This window comes from Serratia sp. BNK-4 (genome assembly GCF_048685115.1).
Classification (GTDB): domain Bacteria; phylum Pseudomonadota; class Gammaproteobacteria; order Enterobacterales; family Enterobacteriaceae; genus Serratia; species Serratia bockelmannii.
This window is the reverse complement of record NZ_JBLQTM010000001.1, coordinates 443,097-464,427: the sequence shown is the minus strand read 5'-3', so window position 1 is coordinate 464,427 and position 21,331 is coordinate 443,097. Positions and strand designations below refer to the sequence as shown.

The window sequence follows — 21,331 nt, the reverse complement described above, 5'->3', positions numbered from 1 at the left end:
GATTAACGCACCTTCAGCGTTGCCAGGCCAATCAGCACCAGCATCAGCGAAATGATCCAGAAGCGCACGATCACGCGCGGCTCCGGCCAGCCTTTCAATTCATAGTGGTGGTGAATCGGCGCCATGCGGAAAATGCGTTGTCCGCGCAGCTTGAACGATCCCACCTGCAGGATCACCGACAGCGTCTCTACCACAAACACGCCGCCCATGATCACCAACAAAAACTCCTGGCGCAGCAGCACCGCGATGGTGCCCAGCGCGCCGCCCAGCGCCAGCGAACCGACGTCGCCCATAAACACCTGAGCCGGGTAGGTGTTGAACCACAGGAAGCCGAGGCCGGCACCGACGATGGCGGTACACACGATCACCAACTCACCGGCATGACGCAGATACGGAATGTGCAGGTAGTTGGCGAAGTTCATATTACCGGTCGCCCAGGCCACCAGCGCGAAGCCGGCCGCCACGAATACCGTCGGCATGATCGCCAGGCCGTCCAGGCCGTCGGTCAGGTTAACCGCGTTGCTGGTGCCGACGATGACGAAATAGGCCAGCAGGATGTACAGCAGGCCCAGCTGCGGCATCACGTCCTTAAAGAACGGCACAACCAGCTCGGTGGCTGGCGTGTCTTTTCCTACGGCGTACATGGCGAATGCGACAATCAGCGCAATCACCGATTGCCAGAAATACTTCCAGCGGGCGATCAGCCCTTTGGTGTCCTTACGCACCACCTTGCGGTAGTCGTCAACGAAGCCGACGATGCCGTAACCCACCAGCACAAACAGCACGCACCAGACATATGGGTTGGACGGGTAGGCCCACATCAGCACCGAAATGGTGATGGAGGTCAGGATCATGATGCCGCCCATGGTCGGCGTGCCGCGCTTGCTGAAGTGCGACTCAGGGCCGTCGTTGCGCACCACCTGGCCGAAGGACATTTCTTGCAGACGCTTGATCACCCGCGGGCCCATCCACAGCGACAGGAACAGCGCGGTCAGCAGGCTGACAATGGCTCGGAACGTCAGATAAGAAAAGACGTTGAAGCCTGAGTAATACTTGACCAAATGTTCGGCCAGCCAAACTAACATGGTGCTTTCTCCTGTAACGCGCGTACTACCTGCTCCATTGCGGCACTACGTGAACCTTTGATTAACACGGTGATGACCGCATGTTCCGACAGTAATTCCGCCACGCGCGCGATCACTGCTGTCTTGTCCTGATAATGTTCGCCGTTGCCGGACGCTTCGCTCAGCACGCGGCTCAACCCGCCGACGCTGATCACTTTATCGACCCCGGCCAGGCGGGCGGCTTCACCCACCTGACGGTGGCACTCTTCCGCTTCTGCGCCCAGCTCGGCCATATCGCCGACCACCATCACGCGGTAGCCCGGCATTTCCGCCAGCACCTGCGCCGCCGCGGTCATCGACCCGACGTTGGCGTTATAGCTGTCGTCCAGCAGCAGCTTGCCTTCGGCCAGCGCCACCGGGAACAAGCGCCCCGGTACCGCCTGCAATTGTTTCAACCCCTGACGCACCGCTTCGAGGGTGGCACCCACCGACATCGCCAGCGCCGTGGCCGCCAGCGCGTTGGCCACGTTGTGGCGCCCCGGCAGCGGCAGCGCGATCTCGGCGGTGCCGAACGGGCTGTGCAGCGTGAACTGCGTGCCTGCGCCGTTCACCCGCACGTCGTCCGCGAAGAAGTCCACGCCTTCGGCAGCCTGCGGCGAGAAGCGCCAGACGGTTTTGCCGCCCAGCATGCTCTGCCAGTGCGGCCAATCGTTGTTATCGGCGTTGACGATCGCCACGCCATCGGCCGACAGGCCGGTAAAGATTTCACCTTTCGCCTGGGCGACGCCGGCCAGCGAGCCGAAGCCTTCCAGGTGCGCCGCCGCCAGGTTGTTCACCAAAGCGGTCTGCGGACGCGTCAATGCGGTGGTGTAAGCGATTTCGCCAATGTGATTAGCGCCCAGCTCTATCACGGCAAAGTCATGCTGCGGCTCCAGACGCAACAGCGTCAGCGGCACGCCGATGTCGTTATTGAAGTTACCGGCGGTATACAGCACTTCGCCGCATTCACGCAGAATGGCGGCGGTCATTTCTTTCACCGATGTCTTGCCCGAGGAGCCGGTCAGAGCCACCACGCGCGCCGGCACCTGCTGACGCACCCAGGCGCCAAGCTGCCCCAGCGCCAAACGGGTGTCTTCCACCACCAGCTGCGGCACGTCCACCAATAAGCGCTTACTGACCAGCAATGCCCCGGCACCTGCGGCTACGGCATCCGCCGCGAAGTCGTGAGCGTCAAAACGCTCGCCTTTCAGCGCCACAAACAGGCAACCGGCGGTCACCTTGCGGGTGTCTGTCGTCACCTCGACAATTTGGCAATCGGCGCCAATCAGTTCAGCGCTCAATACCTCAGCCAGTGTCTGAAGAGAGACAGGGATCATGCCAGCACCCCCAGCAGTCGGGCGACCGTCGTGCGGTCGGAGTAATCCAGGCGGCGGTTGCCCACCAGCTGATAATCTTCGTGGCCTTTGCCCGCCACCAACACCACATCCTGCTCCTGCGCCTGCATGATGGCGCTGGTTACCGCTTCGGCGCGGCCGTGGATCACCAGCGCCTGCCCGGCGTCCAGCAATCCGGTCAGGATGTCGTTGATAATCGCGCGCGGCTCTTCGGTACGCGGGTTGTCATCGGTGATCACCACGCGATCGGCGAACTGCTCGGCGATGCCGCCCATCAGCGGACGCTTGCCCTTGTCGCGATCGCCGCCGCAGCCGAAGACGCACCACAGCTGCCCCTGGCAGTGCAGGCGCGCGGCTTCCAGCGCTTTCTCCAGCGCATCCGGCGTGTGGGCGTAATCCACCACCACCGTCGGTTTGCCCGGCGCGTTAAACACTTCCATGCGGCCGCAGACCGGCTGCAGACGGCTGCCGGTTTCCACCAGCGCCTCCAGCGGGTAGCCCAGCGACAGCAGCGTGGCCAAGGCCAACAGCAGGTTGCTGACGTTGAACGCGCCCATCAGGCGGCTTTCGATCTCGCCGTCGCCCCAGCTGGAGCTGAAACGAACCGTGGCGCCGTTGTCGTGATAATCGACCGCCGTGGTTTTCAGCCAGCGGCCGTGGCAGCCCGGCTGCAGGTTGTCCTGCATCGTCACCGCCACCGCATCCGGCAGCTTGCCGAGCCAGCGCTGACCGACTTCATCGTCGGCGTTGATGATTGCCTGCCCCACGCTGTGGGCGGCGAACAGCGACCATTTGGCCGCCTCGTAATTGGCCATGTCACCGTGGTAATCCAGGTGATCGCGGCTCAGGTTGGTAAAGACCGCCGCGGCGAACGGCAGCGCCGCCACCCGGTGTTGCACCAGACCGTGGGAAGAAACTTCCATGGCGGCGAAGGTCGCGCCCTGTTCCGCCAAGTCGTTTAATACGTGTTGAACATCCACCGCAGAACCGGTGGTATTCTCCGTCGGACACACCTGGCCCAGCAGGCCGTTGCCGACGGTGCCCATCACCGCGCTGGTTTCGCCCAGCAGTTGGCTACACTGCGCCAACAGCTGCGTAGTGGTGGTTTTGCCGTTGGTGCCGGTCACGCCGACCAGACGCAGACGCTCGCCCGGCTGGTGGTAAAAACGCCCGGCCAGCGCGGAAAGGCGCTGGTTCAGTTGGCTCAGGTAGATCACCGGCACGCCGTGCATCTCAACGATGGCGCCGTCTTCGGCCTGACCGTCAGCTTCGGCGATCACGGCGGCGACGCCCTGCGCAATGGCCTGCGGAATATAGCGGCGTCCATCCGTTTGATGGCCGACAACGGCGACAAACAGATCCCCGGCAGCCGCCACACGGCTGTCTAATGTCATTTCCCGCAGCGCGCGCCCGGGCGCCGTCGGCACCCACGGGGCGAGTAAGTCGCGCAAATTACGATCTGCCACCTGAACCCTCTTTCTTGTTAATCACTAATTCGCTTTTGTCACCGGTGGGCAACGCGTCAGGCTCGACGTTCATGGTGCGCAATACGCCGCCCATGATGGCGCCGAACACCGGCGCGGAGATTGCGCCACCATAGTATTTCCCACCCTGCGGGTCGTTGATGACGACCACCAGGGCAAAACGGGGGTTACTTGCCGGCGCGACGCCGGCGGTATAAGCGATGTATCGGTTGACGTATTTGCCGTCCGGGCCCACTTTTTTCGCGGTACCGGTTTTGATGGCGATACGGTATCCCTTGATGGCGGCTTTCACGCCGCCGCCGCCCGGCAAGGCCACGCTTTCCATCATGTGCACCACGGTGCGCACCAGAGGTTCAGGGAAAACGCGTTCGCCGGCGACCGGAGGGTCAACCTTGGTGATCGACAATGGGCGATACACGCCCAGACTGCCGATCGTTGCATAGACTCGCGCCAACTGTAACGGAGTTACCATCAGCCCGTAGCCGAAAGAGAAGGTGGCCCTCTCTATGTCAGACCACCGTTGTTTTTTTGGGTATATGCCACTGCTTTCTCCGACCAGCCCCAAATTGGTCGCTTTTCCCAGCCCAAAACGAGAGTAAGTATCTACTAACGCTGAGGACGGCATCGCTAACGCCAGCTTTGAAACACCGACGTTACTCGACTTCTGCAAGATCCCGGTCAATGACAGCTCCGAGTACCGCGCCACGTCTTTGATCTCGTGGCCCTGAATGCGATACGGGATGGTGTTCAGCACGCTGTTTTCTCTCACCACGCCGTTTTGCAGCGCGGTCATCACCACCATCGGCTTCACGGTTGAACCGGGTTCAAAAATATCGGTGATAGCACGGTTACGCATGGTTTCTTTCGGCGTACCGGCCATATTGTTCGGGTTGTAAGACGGGCTGTTGGCCATCGCCAGCACTTCGCCGGTGTTCACGTCGATCAGCACCGCGGTGCCTGACTCGGCCTTGTTGAACGCCACCGCGTTGTTCAGCTCGCGATACACCAGCGCCTGCAGGCGCTCATCGACGCTCAGCACCAGGTTGTGCGCAGCCTGGCTGTCGACGGAGGAGATATCTTCGATCACCCGGCCGAAGCGGTCCTTACGCACCGTTCTCTCGCCCGGTTGCCCGGTCAGCCAGCGGTCGAAGCTCTTCTCGACGCCTTCGATGCCTTGCCCGTCGATGTTGGTCACACCGATGATGTGCGACGTCACCTGCCCCGCCGGGTAGTACCGGCGCGACTCCTGCCGCAGGTAGATCCCCGGCAGCTTGAGCTTGTGGATGTAGTCGCCGATCGCCGGGTTCACCTGGCGCGCCAGATAAACGAAGCGCCCTTTCGGGTTGGCGTTGATGCGGTTGGAGAGTTGGTCCAGCGGGATGTTCAGCGCATCGGAAAGCGCTTTCCAACGGCTGTCCAGGGTGATGCCGCCGCGCTCGTTCAGCTCTTTCGGATCCGCCCACACCGCATTGACCGGCACGCTGACCGCCAACGGACGGCCGGCGCGATCGCTGATCATGCCGCGCGCGGTCGGCACTTCCTGCACGCGCAGCGAACGCATGTCGCCTTCTTTCACCAGACGATCGGGGTTGATGACCTGCAGGTACGCGACGCGCAGCATCAGGCCAACCATCGCCAGCAAAATGCAGCCGCACAGCAACGCAAAACGCCAGCTGACAAAGCTGGCCTGATCTTCCTGGCGTCTCAACTTACCGGGGCGCGCTGCTTTCATGCGTTTCCTTTCTACTCCGTGTCATTATTCCGGTTAAACCATTCATTGTTTAACGATGATATTTTCCTGCGATGGATCAACATGTTGCATCTGCAGTTTTTCTGTCGCGATACGTTCAACCCGGCTGTGATCGCCGAGGGCGTTCTCTTCTAAAATCAGGTTGCGCCACTCGATATCCAGTGCATCACGCTCCAGAACCAGCTGTTCGCGCTCGGCGGTCAGCAGGCGGGTGCGGTGCGCGGTGGTCACCACGAAAACCGCGGAGACCAGTGACGCAATCAGTAAAATCATGGGGATCTTGGCGTTGCGCAGCAGATCGCCGCCAATCACCCCGACCAGGCCGTGACGTTCGTTGCCGATCACGCGGGCATCCTCTCAGCAATACGCAGCACCGAGCTGCGCGCACGCGGGTTGTCCGCCACTTCCGCTTCCGACGGCATCATTTTGCCCAGCGCTTTCAGCGTTCGTCCGCCCATGCTGCGCAGTTGCTCTTCGGTCAACGGAATGCCCGCCGGCACCTGAGCGCCGCGGCTGTGGTGACGCATAAAGCGTTTGACGATGCGGTCTTCCAGCGAGTGGAAACTTATGATCGACAAACGGCCCTGTGGGGCCAGCACTTCCAGCGCGCCGTCGAGCGCACGCTCGATCTCTTCCAGCTCGCTGTTGATATAGATGCGGATCGCCTGGAAGCTGCGCGTCGCCGGATGCTTGTGCTTTTCACGGAACGGGCTGGCATCGGCAATCAGATCCGCCAACTCTTTGGTGCGCGTCATCGGCTCCACGCGGTTTCTTTCGACGATGGCGCGTGCGATGCGCTTGGCGAAACGCTCTTCGCCAAAGGTTTTCAGCACCCAGGCGATATCGTCCGCCTCGGCCTTCATCAGCCAATCCGCGGCGGACAGGCCGGTGGACGGATCCATGCGCATGTCCAGCGGACCGTCGCGCATAAAGGAGAACCCGCGCTCTGCGTCGTCAAGCTGCGGCGAGGAAACGCCCAAATCGAGCAGAACGCCGTCGATCTTGCCGACCAGTTCGCGCTCCCGCACATAGTGCGACAACTCGGAAAATGGGCCGTGTACGATGGTAAAACGAGGATCTTCAATAGATTTGGCGGCTGCAATCGCCTGAGGGTCACGGTCAATTGCCAGCAAGCGCCCTTCCGGCCCCAGCTGGGACAGAATCAGACGAGAATGGCCACCGCGACCAAAAGTACCGTCGATATATATGCCGTTGCTGCGGATGTTGAGGCCGTTGACGGCTTCGTCCAGCAGGACGGTGGTGTGTTTATAGTTTTGCAACATGCTTATAGCGACAAGTCCTGTAGCCGCTCAGACAACGGTTCCTGAGTCGACTGTTCAGCGTCAATATCATCCTTGACTTGTTGATACCAGGTCTGTTCATCCCACAGTTCAAACTTGTTGAACTGACCGACCAGCATCACTTCTTTTGTGAGCCCGGCGTGTTGCCGCAGCGTATTGGCAAGCAGCAAACGACCGGCACTATCCATCTGACACTCACTGGCATGCCCCAACAGCAGGCGCTGAACGCGGCGCTCGGCGGGATTCATGCTCGACAGACGTGATAATTTTTGTTCAATAATTTCCCATTCGGGCAAAGGATAAAGCAGCAGGCAGGGCTGATGGAGGTCAATGGTACAGACCATTTGGCCTTGCGATTCCTCGTTGAGCAATTCCCGATATCGGGTAGGTACGGCGAGCCGCCCTTTGCTGTCGAGGTTGACCATCGTCGCTCCACGGAACATTCCTGAGCTACCCCTTAGTGACCGTTTTCACCACTTTACCCCACAAATTCCCACACAATGGAGTTTACGGAGGGTATGAAAACCTTGTCAAGCCAGAGCGCCAGCGCTTTGGCAATATTTCTCTGGTCATTTTGGGAGCTGACTCGCGAAAGAAACTCTGATTATTCGACGATTAAAAATTAACACCATGATAAACGGAGAGAATTTTCTAAGCGGAAAGAATCTGATTAAAAACCTGACGAACTGGCGATTAATTAACTCATTACTTCCTTCTGCAAGCCATGTCTCATTTTTCAGCTCGGCAATCTCAGGGCTGTAACCGCTGCCGCCCCGCGCCCGCCAAGGCTCAGCGCCTGGCGAATCGACCGAAGAATAAGGCCATAACCCCTTGAGTTAATAACGCTCAATCGTTATTCACCGTGAAACTGCGCGCTATTTTACTTCAATTTGTCCCGCCATGATGAGAGCACGATAAAAATAAATGGCTCGGATATTACGAGCAGAAGTAATTTCGATTTAAATCAATTTGGTAAGATTATTCCCAAAATACCTGTTTACAATTATGGTTTCATTTTCTTACACCTTTATTTCCACAATTTTTGCCGGAAAAAAACCTCTTCAAACACCAAAAATCGCAACTGCATGTTTTTAATGAATTTATTTAAATTCACCGATTTTAATCTCCCTGTCCCATCCTGTGCCCCTGTTCTGCGGGACAAAAACCGAACAAATGTTAAAAATAAAAATTTAAATCCAGTTAAAAAACACAATACAGATTAGTACACTATATGAATCGCAAAAAACCAGAACTAACAACTACAAATAAATAATTTAACAGAACATTAACCAAAAAAAAGGAGAGAGTGCATGCTTTCGCCCGCCCCTCACTGGCGTAGCGCCGCTGCCGATACGTTCGCACTGGTGGTGTACTGCTTTATCGCCGGCATGGCGATAGAAGTGTTGATCTCCGGCATGAGCTTCCAGCAATCCCTCTCTTCGCGCCTGCTGTCGATCCCGGTCAACATCCTGATCGCCTGGCCTTACGGCCGCTATCGCGATCTGTTTATCCGCACGGCACGCCGCTGCCCACGCGGCCAATTCCTACTGCGCAACCTCGCCGATCTGCTGGCTTACGTCAGTTTCCAGTCGCCGGTTTATGCCGCCATTCTGTGGAGCGTGGGCGCCGACGGCCAACAAATGCTGGCGGCGGTGACCAGCAATGCGCTGGTCTCCATGGCGATGGGCGTGGTGTATGGCTATTTCCTGGAATATTGCCGACGGCTGTTTCGGGTCGCGGGTTACGTCTAAACCAGGAGCCCGACAACGCGGGCTCCTGTAGAGCGGCCTATTTGCGGCTCAGGCTACCGCGGCGGAACAGATTACGGCGGATCCGCGTCAGTCCCGGTTTGGGTTTACGCGGTTCGTCCAGGCTGGCCAACACCAGCTCCAGCACGCGTTCGGCCACGTCGCGATGGCGCTGCGCTACCGCGAGCACCGGGCACTCCAGAAAATCCAACAGCTCATGGTCGCCGAAGGTGGCAATCGCCAGATCGGTCGGCAAACGGCCGCGTTGCTTCAGCGTCACGTCCATCACGCCCTGCAATAAAGAGAACGACGTGGTGAACAGCGCCTGCGGCATCGGGTGCGTTTTCAGCCATTCGGCAAACAGCGCGCCGGCGGCCTCACGCTCATAGCTGTTGGCGTACAGATAATCGACATGGCGAGGATCCTCTTGCCAGGCCTGACGGAAGCCCTGCTCACGCAGGAAGCTGACCGAAAGCTCCGGCAAGGCGCCCAGGTACAGCACCGACTCCGCCGGGAAGGTGCGCAGCTCCTGCGCCAGCGCAAAGGCATCTTCCTCGTCGGCCCCGACGACGCTGATGAAATGCTCGCGATCCAACGCGCGGTCCAGTGCGATGATCGGCAGCGGATCGTTGGCCCAGCGTTGATAGAAGGGGTGCTCCGGCGGCAAGGCGGTGGAAACGATGATGGCGTCCACCTGACGCTGCAGCAAGTGCTCGATACAGCGCATTTCGTTGTCCGGCTGATCTTCGGAGCAGGCGATCAGCAATTGATAACCACGCTGGCGCGCCTGACGCTCCAGGTAGTTGGCGATACGGGTATAGCTGGTATTTTCCAGATCCGGGATCACCAGACCGATAGAACGGGTGCGCCCAGCGCGCAGCCCTGCCGCGACGGCATTCGGGTGGTAGTTATGCTCCCTGACCACGGCCATCACTTTCTCGACGGTTTTATCGCTGACACGATACTGCTTCGCCTTGCCGTTGATGACATAACTGGCCGTCGTGCGCGAAACGCCCGCGAGACGCGCGATTTCATCCAGTTTCACATTAACCCCTTAATGACGCTGAAAATAGAAGTGAAGGCTGTGCTCGGATTAACCATGACATCCCGTGCGGTTATTCAATCCAGCCTCTGCGATCTAACAGCAGAAAACACTACCTAGCAACCGCTTTTGCCGAAAGGTGCCAGCAATCGGGCAAAAAAATGCCGAAAAACAAAGGGCGCAGCCATGCCGCGCCCCGATTATTCGCCACTAAACCGCGCTCAGCGCATGATTTTGTCGCCGCGCGACACGCCGACCACGCCGGAACGCGCCACTTCCACAATCTCCGCCACTTCACGCACCGCGCTCAGGAAGGCGTCGAGCTTGTCGCTGGTGCCGGCCAGCTGTACCGTGTACAGCGTCGCCGTCACATCGACGATCTGGCCGCGGAAAATGTCGGCGCAGCGCTTCACTTCTTCACGGCCATAACCGCTGGCCTGCAGCTTCACCAGCATGATCTCGCGCTCGACGTGAGCGCCTTGCACCAGCTCGCTGACGCGCAGCACGTCCACCAGCTTGTGCAGCTGTTTCTCAATCTGCTCCAGCACTTTCTCGTCGCCGACGGTCTGGATAGTCATGCGCGACAGCGTCGGATCGTCGGTCGGCGCCACCGTCAGGCTTTCAATGTTATAACCGCGCTGGGAGAACAGCCCGACCACGCGCGACAAGGCGCCGGATTCGTTTTCCAGCAAGACAGATAAAATACGGCGCATGATCAGGTCCTCTCCGTTTTGCTAAGCCACATTTCGTCCATGCTTCCGCCGCGGATCTGCATCGGGTAAACATGTTCGGTTTCATCGACGGTCACGTCGACGAACACCAGCCGCTCTTTTTCCGCCAGCGCCTGCGCCAGCTTGCTTTCCAGCTCATCCGGCGTGCGGATGGCGATGCCGACATGGCCGTAAGCCTCGGCCAGCTTGACGAAGTCCGGCAGCGAATCCATGTAAGACTGCGAATGGCGGCCGGAATAAATCATGTCCTGCCACTGCTTCACCATGCCCAGATAACGGTTATTGAGGTTCACCACCACCACCGGCAGGTTATATTGCAGCGCAGTGGACAGCTCCTGAATATTCATCTGAATGCTGCCGTCGCCGGTCACGCACACCACGGTTTCTTCCGGCAGCGCCAGCTTGACGCCCAATGCCGCCGGCAGGCCGAAGCCCATGGTGCCGAGGCCGCCGGAGTTGATCCAGCGGCGCGGTTTGTCGAACGGATAATAGAGCGCGGCGAACATCTGGTGCTGGCCCACGTCCGAGGTGACATAGGCGTCGCCTTTGGTCAGGCGGTGCAGGGTTTCGATCACCGCCTGCGGCTTGATGGTGCCGCTGTGCTTGTCGTAACCCAGGCAGTCGCGGGCACGCCACTGCTCGATAGACTGCCACCAGTCGCGCAGCGCATCGTGATCCTGCGCTTTCTCATCCTGCGCCAGCAGCTCCAGCATTTGAACCAACACCTGCTTGGCATCACCGACGATCGGAATATCGGCGTCCACCGTTTTGGAGATCGAAGTCGGATCGATATCAATGTGCAGCACGGTGGCGTCCGGGCAGTATTTAGCCAGATTGTTGGTGGTGCGATCGTCGAAGCGCACGCCTACGGCGAAGATCACGTCGGCATGGTGCATGGTTTTGTTGGCTTCATAGGTTCCGTGCATGCCGAGCATACCGACGCTCTGACGATGGGTGCCGGGGAAAGCGCCCAATCCCATCAGGCTGCTGGTTACCGGCAGGTTCAGCTGCTCCGCCAACGACAGTAATTCAGCTTCACAACCGGCATTGATCGCGCCGCCGCCGACGTACATCACCGGCTTTTTGGCCGCCAGAATGGTTTGTAACGCGCGTTTGATCTGCCCGCGGTGGCCCTGCACCGTCGGGTTATAAGAACGCATGCTCACGTCCTGCGGGTAGGCATAAGGCATCCGCACCGCCGGACCGACAATATCTTTCGGCAGATCGATCACTACCGGGCCTGGGCGGCCGCTGGAAGCCAGGTAGAACGCCTTCTTCAACACCGCCGGGATGTCTTCGGTGCGTTTTACCAGGAAGCTGTGCTTCACCACCGGACGCGAAATCCCCACCATATCGCACTCCTGGAAGGCGTCGTAGCCGATCAGCGAGCTGGGCACTTGTCCCGACAGCACCACCATCGGGATCGAATCCATATAGGCGGTGGCAATACCGGTAATGGCATTGGTGGCGCCGGGGCCGGAGGTCACCAGCACCACGCCCACTTCACCGGTGGCGCGCGCGTAACCGTCGGCCATGTGCACCGCACCTTGCTCGTGGCGCACCAGAATATGATCGATCCCTCCGACCGTATGCAGGGCGTCGTAGATATCGAGCACCGCCCCGCCGGGGTAGCCGAATACATGCTTAACGCCCTGATCGATCAACGATCGGACGACCATCTCGGCTCCTGACAACATCTCCATGGGTTTGCCTCCAGGCTTGCTTATTCTTCTCTGGCGCCGGAACGTAGCGCCTGCTGCGGGGCAATGCCCCTAAATTTTTATGGGTTGTCGCTATCGAATTAACATAACGTCAGAAGATGGGGCAGGCAAACGGCAAAATGGCTTAACGGCGGCGGGGTTATTGCCAAGCGGCTGGAGATCGCGGCTTTATAAAAACAATGCGCTAGCCCCAGAGGCGTCAGGCTAGGCATTGTTTCGAACAGAGGGAAAATTACAGAACTAAATCAGGCGAGGTATATGCCGTTTTTTTCGCCGGACGCGCGATCCGGCGGCAGCGTCAAGCCTGTTCCTGGTACATTGAGTCGATTTCACGCTGATAGCGCTGCAGGATCACTTTGCGGCGCAGCTTCAGCGTTGGCGTCAGCTCTCCCAGCTCCATGGAAAAGGCCGCCGGCAGCAGAGTGAACTTCTTCACCTGTTCGAAGCGCGCCAGCTCCTTTTGCATCTCGCGCAGACGCTTTTCGAACATCTCGAGAATTTCACCGTTGCGCAGCAGTTCCAGACGATCTTGGTACTTCAGGTTGACTGACTTCGCGTACTCTTCCAGCGACTCAAAGCACGGCACGATCAGCGCGGAAACGAACTTGCGCGCATCGGCGATGATCGCCACCTGTTCGATAAAACGGTCCTGCGCCAGCGTACCTTCCAGCATCTGCGGCGCGATGTATTTGCCGCCGGAGGTTTTCATCAAATCCTTCAGGCGCTCGGTGATGAACAGATTGCCCTCTTCATCGATCGCCCCGGCATCGCCGGTTTTCAGCCAGCCGTCTGCGGTAAAGGTCGCGGCGGTTTCCAATGGCTTGTTGAAATAGCCGCGCATCACGATCGGCCCTCGCACCTGGATTTCATTTTCTTCACCGATGCGCACCTCGACCTCCGGCAGCGGTTTGCCGATGGAGCCGAAACGGAAATGCCCTTCCTCCCAGCAGGACACGGTCGCACAGGTTTCGGTCATGCCGTAGCCGTACTTGATGTTGACGCCCATCGCCTGGAAGAACAGGATCACATTGTCATCCAGCTTGGCACCCGCCGCCGGTAGAAAGCGCACCCGGCCGCCGAGGATACCGCGCAGCTTGCTCAATACCAGCTTGTCGGCCCAGCGATGGGAGAGTTCGAACAGTTTGCCCAACGGTTTGCCGGCCCGCTCCTGCAGGAACTTGCGCTCCCCGCAGACGATCGCCCAGTGGAACAGCGCGCGGCGCAGCCAAGGGGCGCGCGCCACTTTTTCATGCACCGCGCTGAAAATCTTCTCGTAGAAACGCGGTACCGCGCACATCAGCGTCGGGCGGACCTGCCCCATCGCTTCCCGCACCCAGTCGGTGTTCGGCAGGAAGACGTTCTGCGCGCCGGAATGCATCACAAAGAAGCTCCAGGCACGCTCGAACACGTGCGACAGCGGCAGGAAACTGAGCGACACATCTTCTTCGCCGACCGTCAGCCTTTCATCATGCAGGTAGAGCTGCGCCGCCAGATTGCGGTAGTCCAGCATCACCCCCTTAGGCTCACCGGTGGTGCCCGAGGTATAGATCAAGGTGAAGAGATCCTGAAGGTCGCACTCTTCAATGCGCTGCCGACGTTGAACGATAAAAGCCACCGGATCGGCAGCGCGTTCGAAGGCGCTCAGATGCTGTGCGATCTCGCAGCCGCGCAGATCGGCCCCCTCGTCGAAAACGACAATATGGCGCAGCTGCGGGCAGACGCCGCGCAGCGCGATGGCGGCGTCAAGCTGCGCCTGCTCGCCAACGAATAGTATACGGATGTCGGCGTCGTTGGTGACGAACGCCGCCTGTGCCGGCGTATTGGTGGAATACAGCGGTACGCTGACACCGCGCAGATGCAGGATAGCGAGATCGGCCAACGCCCAGGCCATCGTGTTATTGGCGAAAATACCGATGCGTTCTTGCACGTCGACGCCAAGCCCCAGCAGCCCGGCTGCAATGCGATCAATACGAGTGGCGGCCTCTCCCCAGGTCAATTGAAACTCGCCGTTTGGCGACCATTGGCGAAAAGCTGTGCGATCGGCTCGATGGGTGATTTGATGCTGTATACGATGGATCAAATGGTATTGCAGCAGATTAGTGATCATAGTGCTCTAAGCCTGAAATGAATCATACAGTTAAGCCTGAACGACGCCTTGCGGCCCTCATCTCAGCTTACACGTGTTTACTTTTTTCCGCGCAGTCTACCTACTCTCAGGCAGAGGGAAAAGTGATTTCAGCGTAGAAGTGTGAGCCAAAACTCAGGCCGGCTTTCGCGCTTTCATGGGTTGGACAGAGCGGGAAAGAAAAGGTTGGGTGGCGGCAATAAAACGCGGCCCATCCGGGCCGCCGCATCGAATTAGTTTAAAATACCAGCCGAAAAGTAAAAATCAGAATATTAATTTATATTAATTATTTTTGGTAAACGAACCAACCCACCCTGAAAATAAGTTATTTTATCGCCGTAAAACCAAGAAACATCTTAATAAAAACCCAGATAGTTCTTAGCTTTTATCATGAGAAAAAAACGCTCAGTTGAATATTATTTTTGTATGACCCCATTTTTTATCGCGTTACTTTGGGTTACCGGCCTCAATCAGAACGGATTTCATCCACTGGTGGCCTTTATCCCGCTCGGAGGATTCATGCCAGGAGAGATAGCAAGTGGCTTTATTATCGTTGCCACATAAAGGAACCGACTTTATTTTCAACGCTTCCGTCTGTTGCCGCACCAGCCAGGCGGGCGCAATCGCCACCATGTCCGTTTGCGACACCATATTCAACACGCTGTAGAGATCCGTGCACTGTTGTGTCACGGTGCGCAGCATCGGTTCCTCTAAATAAAAAGGTTTACTGAAAGAACCAAAACTTTCCAGAGAAACTGCCGCGTGCTGTTCGGCCAACATTTTCTCCGGCGTCACCTCCTCCCCTATTCGCGGGTGCGCCTGCGCGACCGCCAGCACTAATTCGTCGTCGAACATTGCCAGGCTGCGAAACTCCGCCGACTCGAAACGGCTGTAGCCGATGACAAACTCGACGTCCTGATAACGCAATTGATGTTCGATATTATTGTTAATGTATGACTTTATTTGCAGGTTAAGCTGCGGCGCGATCTGTTTGACGTGATTGATTATTCCAGCGCCCAGACGTAAATCGAGCGGGCTGCACAGCGACAAGGAGAACGCTCGCGTGCTGGTCAGCGGCTCAAACTCAGATCCCGGCAACTCATTTTGCACCAGCTGCAGCGCTTGCCGCACCGGCCCGAACAGCTGCCTGGCGCGCATGGTGGGCTGAATCCCGCGCCCGCAGCGCACAAACAGTTCATCGTTGAACATCACCTTCAGGCGCGCCACCGCGTTACTCACCGCCGGCTGCGACATCCCCAACGAATTAGCGGCTCGCGTAATATTTTGCATTTGCATCACGGCGTCAAACACCGTCAGCAAATTAAGATCGACGCTGCGCAAATGGATGTCCGCCGGCTCTTTGACCATGGCGATTTCTGAATCATATTCAGCCATATTTCACTCCACTAAATCCTGTGTAGATAATCTAATCCTTATGCTCGAAAAACAATGAAACGCCGCATTGTCTTATCTTTGCACGACAAATCCTGCTATTACCGTCATGAGCCGATAAAAAACCTCGTGTTATCGACACGATATAAGTCGTATATGGAATGCATGTCAGTCACTTATCCCGTCAGCAGGAAGAATGCTACCTGGGTGGTACCAACAATTAGGTATTAACAATGATTAATACAATTAAACAACGTAACCGCACTGTATGAGACAAACTATAAAAACACATCATAAGCAATCAAACCATCTAAAAACACTGCTCACTTTGTGTAAAATCGCATTATTTTGTTATATTATGACTAAAACAATCAATTAATCATATGAATCCAATTTCAATCATTTGAATTAAAAATGTTATTTTGTTGCCTCCCGTGATTAATCTCTCTTAATTTTCATCACAAATCTTAACCCAACAAAATCCAGAAGCAATTAGCGCAGTCTCTATTCGATTCGTTTATGCTAAGCAACGCGCAAACTGCGCCCCACTTTTTCTCTAGAGCACCGCATTTTTACCGAATGTTCCTCTGTTTGGCCACTTAGCCGGTGCATTGTCCCCGCATTCAATCAGGTGTTGACATCGCCAGGCCAATCACGTATCAAATTAGGCAGACACCCAATTTAAGAGAAGCTGAACCCTTATGATCCGTACCCACCGTCTACTAGGCCTACTACTCAACGCATCTTGTTTGCGCGGTATGCCTGTGGATGAAGTTCGGAGCTGACTCAGCCGATCACCCATAAGAAACCCGCGCTACTGCGCGGGTTTTTTTTTGCCCGCTTAGCGTGAAATCAACACGATAAGGAATGCACCGATGAGCCAACAAGTCATTATTTTCGATACCACGCTGCGTGACGGCGAACAGGCATTGCAGGCCAGCCTGAGCGTAAAAGAGAAGATTCAGATTGCGCTGGCGCTGGAAAGAATGGGCGTTGACGTGATGGAAGTCGGCTTCCCGGTCTCTTCGCCGGGCGACTTCGAATCGGTGCAAACCATCGCGCGCCAGATCAAGAACAGTCGCGTCTGCGGCCTGGCCCGCTGCGTGGACAAAGACATCGACGTGGCCGCCGAAGCGCTGCGCGTCGCCGAAGCGTTCCGCATCCACGTGTTCCTGGCCACCTCCACCCTGCATATCGAATCGAAGCTGAAGCGCTCGTTCGACGAAGTGTTGGAGATGGCGGTGCGCTCGGTCAAACGCGCCCGCAACTACACCGACGACGTAGAGTTCTCCTGTGAAGACGCCGGCCGCACGCCGATCGACAATCTGTGCCGCGTGGTCGAAGCCGCCATCAACGCCGGCGCCACCACCATCAATATTCCGGACACCGTCGGCTACACCACGCCGAACCAGTTCGGCGGCATCATCACCACCTTGTATGACCGCGTGCCGAACATCGACAAAGCCATCATTTCCGTACACTGCCACGACGATTTGGGCATGGCGGTCGGCAACTCCATTGCCGCGGTCCAGGCCGGCGCCCGTCAGGTGGAAGGCACCCTGAACGGCATCGGTGAGCGCGCCGGCAACTGTTCACTGGAAGAGGTGATCATGGCGATTAAAGTGCGCCAGGACATCATGAACGTGCACACCAACATCAATCATCAGGAAATCTTCCGCACCAGCCAGATCGTCAGCCAGCTGTGCAACATGCCGATTCCGGCCAACAAGGCGATCGTCGGCGCCAACGCCTTCGCCCACTCCTCCGGCATTCACCAGGACGGCGTGCTGAAGAACCGCGAAAACTACGAAATCATGACCCCGCAGTCGATCGGCCTGAAGGACGTGCAGTTGAACCTGACCTCCCGCTCCGGCCGCGCGGCGGTGAAACACCGCATGGAAGAGATGGGCTACCAGGAGCAGGACTACAACCTGGATACCCTGTATGCCGCCTTCCTGAAGCTGGCCGACAAAAAAGGCCAGGTGTTCGACTATGACCTGGAGGCGTTGGCCTTCATCAATAAACAGCAGGAAGAGCCGGAGCACTTCAGCCTGGGCTACTTCAGCGTGCAGTCCGGCAGCAGCATCATGGCCACCGCCTCGGTGAAACTGATCTGCGGCGGCGAAGAGAAAGCCGAAGCCGCCACCGGCAACGGCCCGGTCGATGCGGTCTATCAGGCGATCAATCGCATCACCGATTACCCGATCGAGCTGGTGAAGTACCAGTTGACCGCCAAGGGCCATGGCCGCGACGCGCTGGGCCAGGTGGATATCGTCGTCTCTTACAACGGCCGCCGCTTCCACGGCGTAGGCCTGGCGACCGACATCGTCGAATCCTCTGCCAAGGCAATGGTGCACGTGTTGAACAATATTTGGCGCTCACAGCAGGTAGAAAAAGAAAAGCAGCGCCTGCAGCAAAACAAACATCAAAATAATCAGGAAACGGTGTGAACATGACGAAGACTTATCACATTGCCGTCTTGCCCGGAGACGGCATCGGCCCGGAAGTAATGGCTCAGGCGCGCAAAGTATTGGACGCGGTGCGTCAACGCTTTGATATTCGCATCACCACCGCCGAGTACGACGTCGGCGGCATCGCCATCGATCGCCACGGCAGCCCGTTGCCGGCGGCGACCGTCGCCGGCTGCGAGCAGGCCGACGCCATCCTGTTCGGCTCGGTGGGCGGCCCGAAATGGGAACACCTGCCGCCGGCCGAGCAGCCGGAACGCGGCGCGCTGTTGCCGCTGCGCAAGCACTTCAAACTGTTCAGCAACCTGCGCCCGGCGCGCCTGTATCAAGGGCTGGAGGCATTCTGCCCGCTGCGCGCCGACATCGCCGCACGCGGCTTCGACATTCTGTGCGTGCGCGAACTGACCGGTGGCATCTACTTCGGCCAGCCGAAGGGCCGCGAAGGCCAGGGCATGCAGGAGCGCGCTTTCGATACCGAGGTGTATCACCGTTTCGAGATTGAACGCATCGCACGCATCGCCTTCGAATCCGCCCGCAAGCGCCGCCACAAAGTGACGTCGATCGACAAGGCCAACGTACTGCAAAGCTCCATTCTGTGGCGTGAAGTGGTCAATCAGGTTGCCAAGGATTACCCGGACGTGTCGCTGTCGCACATGTATATCGACAACGCCACCATGCAGCTGATCAAGGATCCGTCCCAGTTCGACGTGTTGCTGTGCTCCAACCTGTTCGGCGACATCCTGTCCGACGAATGCGCGATGATCACCGGTTCGATGGGCATGTTGCCGTCCGCCAGCCTGAACGAGCAAGGCTTCGGCCTGTACGAACCGGCGGGCGGTTCCGCGCCGGATATTGCAGGCAAAGGCATCGCCAACCCGATTGCGCAGATCCTGTCCGCCACCCTGTTGCTGCGTTACAGCCTGGGCGCCGATGAAGCGGCCGACGCCGTGGAGCGCGCCATCAACCAGGCGTTGGAACAGGGCTACCGCACCGCCGATTTAGCCGGTGACGGTAAAGCCGTCAGCACCGATGAAATGGGCGACATCATCGCTCGCTTTGTAGCTCAGGGGGCATAACATGGCCAAGACCTTATACCAGAAGCTGTACGACGCCCACGTGGTGTACGAAGCACCGAACGAAACGCCGTTGCTGTATATCGACCGTCACCTGGTGCACGAAGTCACCTCACCCCAGGCGTTCGACGGCCTGCGCGCCATGGGCCGCAAGGTACGCCAGCCCGGCAAAACCTTCGCCACCATGGATCACAACGTGTCGACCCAGACCAAAGACATCAACGCCAGCGGCGAGATGGCACGTATCCAGATGCAGGAGTTGATCAAGAACTGCGCGGAATTCGGCGTTTCGTTGTATGACCTGAATCACCCCTTCCAGGGCATCGTGCACGTGATCGGGCCTGAGCAAGGCATGACGCTGCCGGGCATGACCATCGTCTGCGGCGACTCGCACACCGCCACCCACGGCGCTTTCGGCTCGCTGGCGTTCGGCATCGGCACCTCCGAAGTGGAACACGTGCTGGCGACCCAGACTCTGAAGCAGGGCCGGGCCAAAACCATGAAGATTGAAGTCACCGGCGACGCCGCCGAGGGCATCACCGCCAAAGACATCGTGCTGGCGGTGATCGGCAAAACCGGCAGCGCCGGCGGCACCGGCCACGTGGTGGAGTTCTGCGGCAAAGCGATCGAAGCGTTGAGCATGGAAGGCCGCATGACCCTGTGCAACATGGCGATCGAAATGGGCGCCAAAGCCGGCTTAGTGGCGCCGGACGACACCACCTTCGCCTACCTGAAGGGGCGCCAGTTCGCGCCAACCGGCGAAAACTGGGAGCAGGCGGTCGCTTACTGGCGCACGTTGAAGTCCGACGCCGACGCCCAGTTCGATACCGTGGTGACGCTGCGCGCCGAAGAGATCGCGCCGCAGGTCACCTGGGGCACCAACCCCGGCCAGGTGATCGCCGTCAATCAGGCGATCCCGGCGCCGGAATCGTTCAACGATCCGGTCGAGCGCGCCTCCGCCGAGAAAGCGCTGGCCTACATGGATTTGAAGCCGGGCATCAAATTGACCGACGTGCCGATCGACAAAGTGTTCATCGGCTCCTGCACCAACTCCCGCATCGAAGATCTGCGCGCGGCGGCGGCGATCGCCAAAGGGCGCAAGGTCGCCAGCGGCGTGCAGGCCATCGTGGTGCCGGGATCCGGCCCGGTGAAGGCCCAGGCGGAAGCCGAAGGGTTGGACAAAATCTTTATCGAAGCCGGTTTCGAATGGCGTTTGCCGGGTTGCTCAATGTGTCTGGCGATGAACAACGACCGTCTGAATCCGGGCGAGCGCTGCGCATCCACCAGCAACCGTAATTTTGAAGGGCGTCAGGGCCGCGGTGGGCGCACCCACCTGGTCAGCCCGGCGATGGCCGCCGCGGCCGCCGTCGCCGGTCACTTCGCCGACATCCGTGATATTCACTAAGGGGCTAACGTGGCTAAATTTACTCAACATACCGGCTTAGTGGTGCCTTTGGATGCGGCCAACGTCGACACCGACGCCATTATTCCCAAGCAGTTCTTACAGAAGGTCACCCGCACCGGTTTCGGCCAGCATCTGTTCAACGACTGGCGCTTCCTCGACGATGCCGGCCAGCAACCGAACCCGGCGTTCGTGCTGAACAAACCGCGCTATAAAGGCGCCAGCATCCTGTTGGCGCGGGAGAACTTCGGCTGCGGCTCCTCGCGCGAACACGCCCCTTGGGCGCTGACCGACTACGGGTTCAAAGTGGTGATCGCGCCGAGCTTCGCCGATATCTTCTACGGCAACTCATTTAACAACCAGCTGTTGCCGGTAACGCTGAGCGAGCAGCAGGTGGATGAACTGTTCAAACTGGTAGACGCCAACGAAGGGACGGAGTTCGTGGTGGATCTGGAGAACCAGACGGTCAACGCCGGCGGCAAAAGCTATCCGTTCGAAATCGACAGCTTCCGCCGCCACTGCATGATCAACGGGCTGGACAGCATCGGCCTGACGCTGCAGCACGAAGCGGACATCTCCCGCTACGAAGCGCAGCAGCCGGCGTTTCTGAATTAATCCCCTTCACCCGCCGCCCGG

17 protein-coding genes are annotated in these 21,331 nt (G+C 58.3%); 5 read left to right on the top strand and 12 right to left on the bottom strand.

What is annotated here, in order from left to right; all coding sequences use genetic code 11:
* Window positions 1–2 precede the first annotated feature (2 nt).
* The 7 genes from mraY to mraZ are packed head-to-tail and all read right to left on the bottom strand — an operon-like array spanning window position 3 to window position 7,436.
* Window positions 3–1,085, bottom strand: coding sequence for a phospho-N-acetylmuramoyl-pentapeptide-transferase (mraY, locus tag ACMGGW_RS02160; protein WP_004932782.1), 1,083 nt, complete (start codon window positions 1,083–1,085; stop codon window positions 3–5).
* Window positions 1,079–2,440: a UDP-N-acetylmuramoyl-tripeptide--D-alanyl-D-alanine ligase gene (gene murF, locus ACMGGW_RS02155; protein ID WP_193402614.1), complete on the bottom strand. Its 1,362-nt coding sequence runs from the start codon at window positions 2,438–2,440 to the stop codon at window positions 1,079–1,081. The genes mraY and murF overlap by 7 nt, the downstream gene beginning before the upstream one ends.
* The gene (gene murE / locus ACMGGW_RS02150) at window positions 2,437–3,924 is read right to left on the bottom strand and encodes a UDP-N-acetylmuramoyl-L-alanyl-D-glutamate--2,6-diaminopimelate ligase (protein ID WP_197832151.1); all 1,488 of its coding nucleotides are present in this window, start codon (window positions 3,922–3,924) and stop codon (window positions 2,437–2,439) included. Before murE ends, murF begins: the two co-directional genes overlap by 4 nt.
* On the bottom strand, window positions 3,911–5,674 hold the full coding sequence (locus ACMGGW_RS02145) for a peptidoglycan glycosyltransferase FtsI (RefSeq protein WP_004932790.1): 1,764 nt from the start codon (window positions 5,672–5,674) through the stop codon (window positions 3,911–3,913). Before ACMGGW_RS02145 ends, murE begins: the two co-directional genes overlap by 14 nt.
* A gap of 42 nt (window positions 5,675–5,716) precedes the next feature.
* Window positions 5,717–6,037, bottom strand: a complete 321-nt coding sequence (gene ftsL / locus ACMGGW_RS02140; RefSeq protein WP_025301566.1) for a cell division protein FtsL — start codon at window positions 6,035–6,037, stop codon at window positions 5,717–5,719.
* A complete protein-coding gene (rsmH, locus tag ACMGGW_RS02135; protein WP_197832150.1) occupies window positions 6,034–6,975 on the bottom strand; it encodes a 16S rRNA (cytosine(1402)-N(4))-methyltransferase RsmH in 942 nt (313 codons plus the stop codon). The genes ftsL and rsmH overlap by 4 nt, the downstream gene beginning before the upstream one ends.
* Window positions 6,976–6,977: 2 nt before the next feature.
* Complete coding sequence (gene mraZ / locus ACMGGW_RS02130; RefSeq protein ID WP_025159638.1) at window positions 6,978–7,436, bottom strand: division/cell wall cluster transcriptional repressor MraZ; 459 nt, start codon at window positions 7,434–7,436, stop codon at window positions 6,978–6,980.
* 867 nt (window positions 7,437–8,303) lie between these two features.
* On the opposite strand from mraZ, the gene ACMGGW_RS02125 reads away from it, so the two are divergent.
* Complete coding sequence (locus tag ACMGGW_RS02125) at window positions 8,304–8,744, top strand: L-alanine exporter AlaE (protein WP_025301564.1); 441 nt, start codon at window positions 8,304–8,306, stop codon at window positions 8,742–8,744.
* Window positions 8,745–8,781: 37 nt separating this feature from the next.
* On the opposite strand, the gene cra is transcribed toward ACMGGW_RS02125, so the two are convergent.
* The 5 genes from cra to leuO all read right to left on the bottom strand — a co-directional run bounded on the left by cra (window position 8,782) and on the right by leuO (window position 15,755).
* A complete protein-coding gene (gene cra / locus ACMGGW_RS02120) occupies window positions 8,782–9,786 on the bottom strand; it encodes a catabolite repressor/activator (protein WP_025301563.1) in 1,005 nt (334 codons plus the stop codon).
* Between the two features lie 218 nt (window positions 9,787–10,004).
* Entirely contained in the window at window positions 10,005–10,496 is a 492-nt protein-coding gene (ilvN, locus tag ACMGGW_RS02115; protein WP_004932806.1) for an acetolactate synthase small subunit, read from the bottom strand.
* A gap of 2 nt (window positions 10,497–10,498) precedes the next feature.
* Entirely contained in the window at window positions 10,499–12,217 is a 1,719-nt protein-coding gene (gene ilvI, locus ACMGGW_RS02110) for an acetolactate synthase 3 large subunit (RefSeq protein ID WP_043135936.1), read from the bottom strand.
* Window positions 12,218–12,533: 316 nt separating this feature from the next.
* Window positions 12,534–14,342 carry an AMP-binding protein gene (locus ACMGGW_RS02105; RefSeq protein WP_197833518.1) on the bottom strand — a complete coding sequence of 603 codons (1,809 nt, stop codon included), beginning with the start codon at window positions 14,340–14,342 and terminating at the stop codon, window positions 12,534–12,536.
* A 465-nt stretch (window positions 14,343–14,807) separates the two neighbouring features.
* Window positions 14,808–15,755 carry a transcriptional regulator LeuO gene (gene leuO, locus ACMGGW_RS02100; protein ID WP_025301560.1) on the bottom strand — a complete coding sequence of 316 codons (948 nt, stop codon included), beginning with the start codon at window positions 15,753–15,755 and terminating at the stop codon, window positions 14,808–14,810.
* Window positions 15,756–16,627: 872 nt separating this feature from the next.
* Here leuO and leuA point away from each other — a divergent pair.
* Genes leuA through leuD form a run of 4 tightly spaced genes read left to right on the top strand, consistent with a single transcriptional unit; the run spans window position 16,628 to window position 21,310 of the window.
* Entirely contained in the window at window positions 16,628–18,202 is a 1,575-nt protein-coding gene (gene leuA, locus ACMGGW_RS02095) for a 2-isopropylmalate synthase (protein WP_033641848.1), read from the top strand.
* A 2-nt stretch (window positions 18,203–18,204) separates the two neighbouring features.
* Window positions 18,205–19,296 (top strand): 3-isopropylmalate dehydrogenase, encoded by a 1,092-nt coding sequence (leuB, locus tag ACMGGW_RS02090; RefSeq protein WP_025159635.1) that lies wholly within the window; start codon window positions 18,205–18,207, stop codon window positions 19,294–19,296.
* A 1-nt stretch (window position 19,297) separates the two neighbouring features.
* A complete protein-coding gene (gene leuC / locus ACMGGW_RS02085) occupies window positions 19,298–20,698 on the top strand; it encodes a 3-isopropylmalate dehydratase large subunit (protein ID WP_025301558.1) in 1,401 nt (466 codons plus the stop codon).
* Window positions 20,699–20,707: 9 nt separating this feature from the next.
* Window positions 20,708–21,310 carry a 3-isopropylmalate dehydratase small subunit gene (leuD, locus tag ACMGGW_RS02080; RefSeq protein ID WP_004932829.1) on the top strand — a complete coding sequence of 201 codons (603 nt, stop codon included), beginning with the start codon at window positions 20,708–20,710 and terminating at the stop codon, window positions 21,308–21,310.
* Window positions 21,311–21,331: the final 21 nt, after the last annotated feature.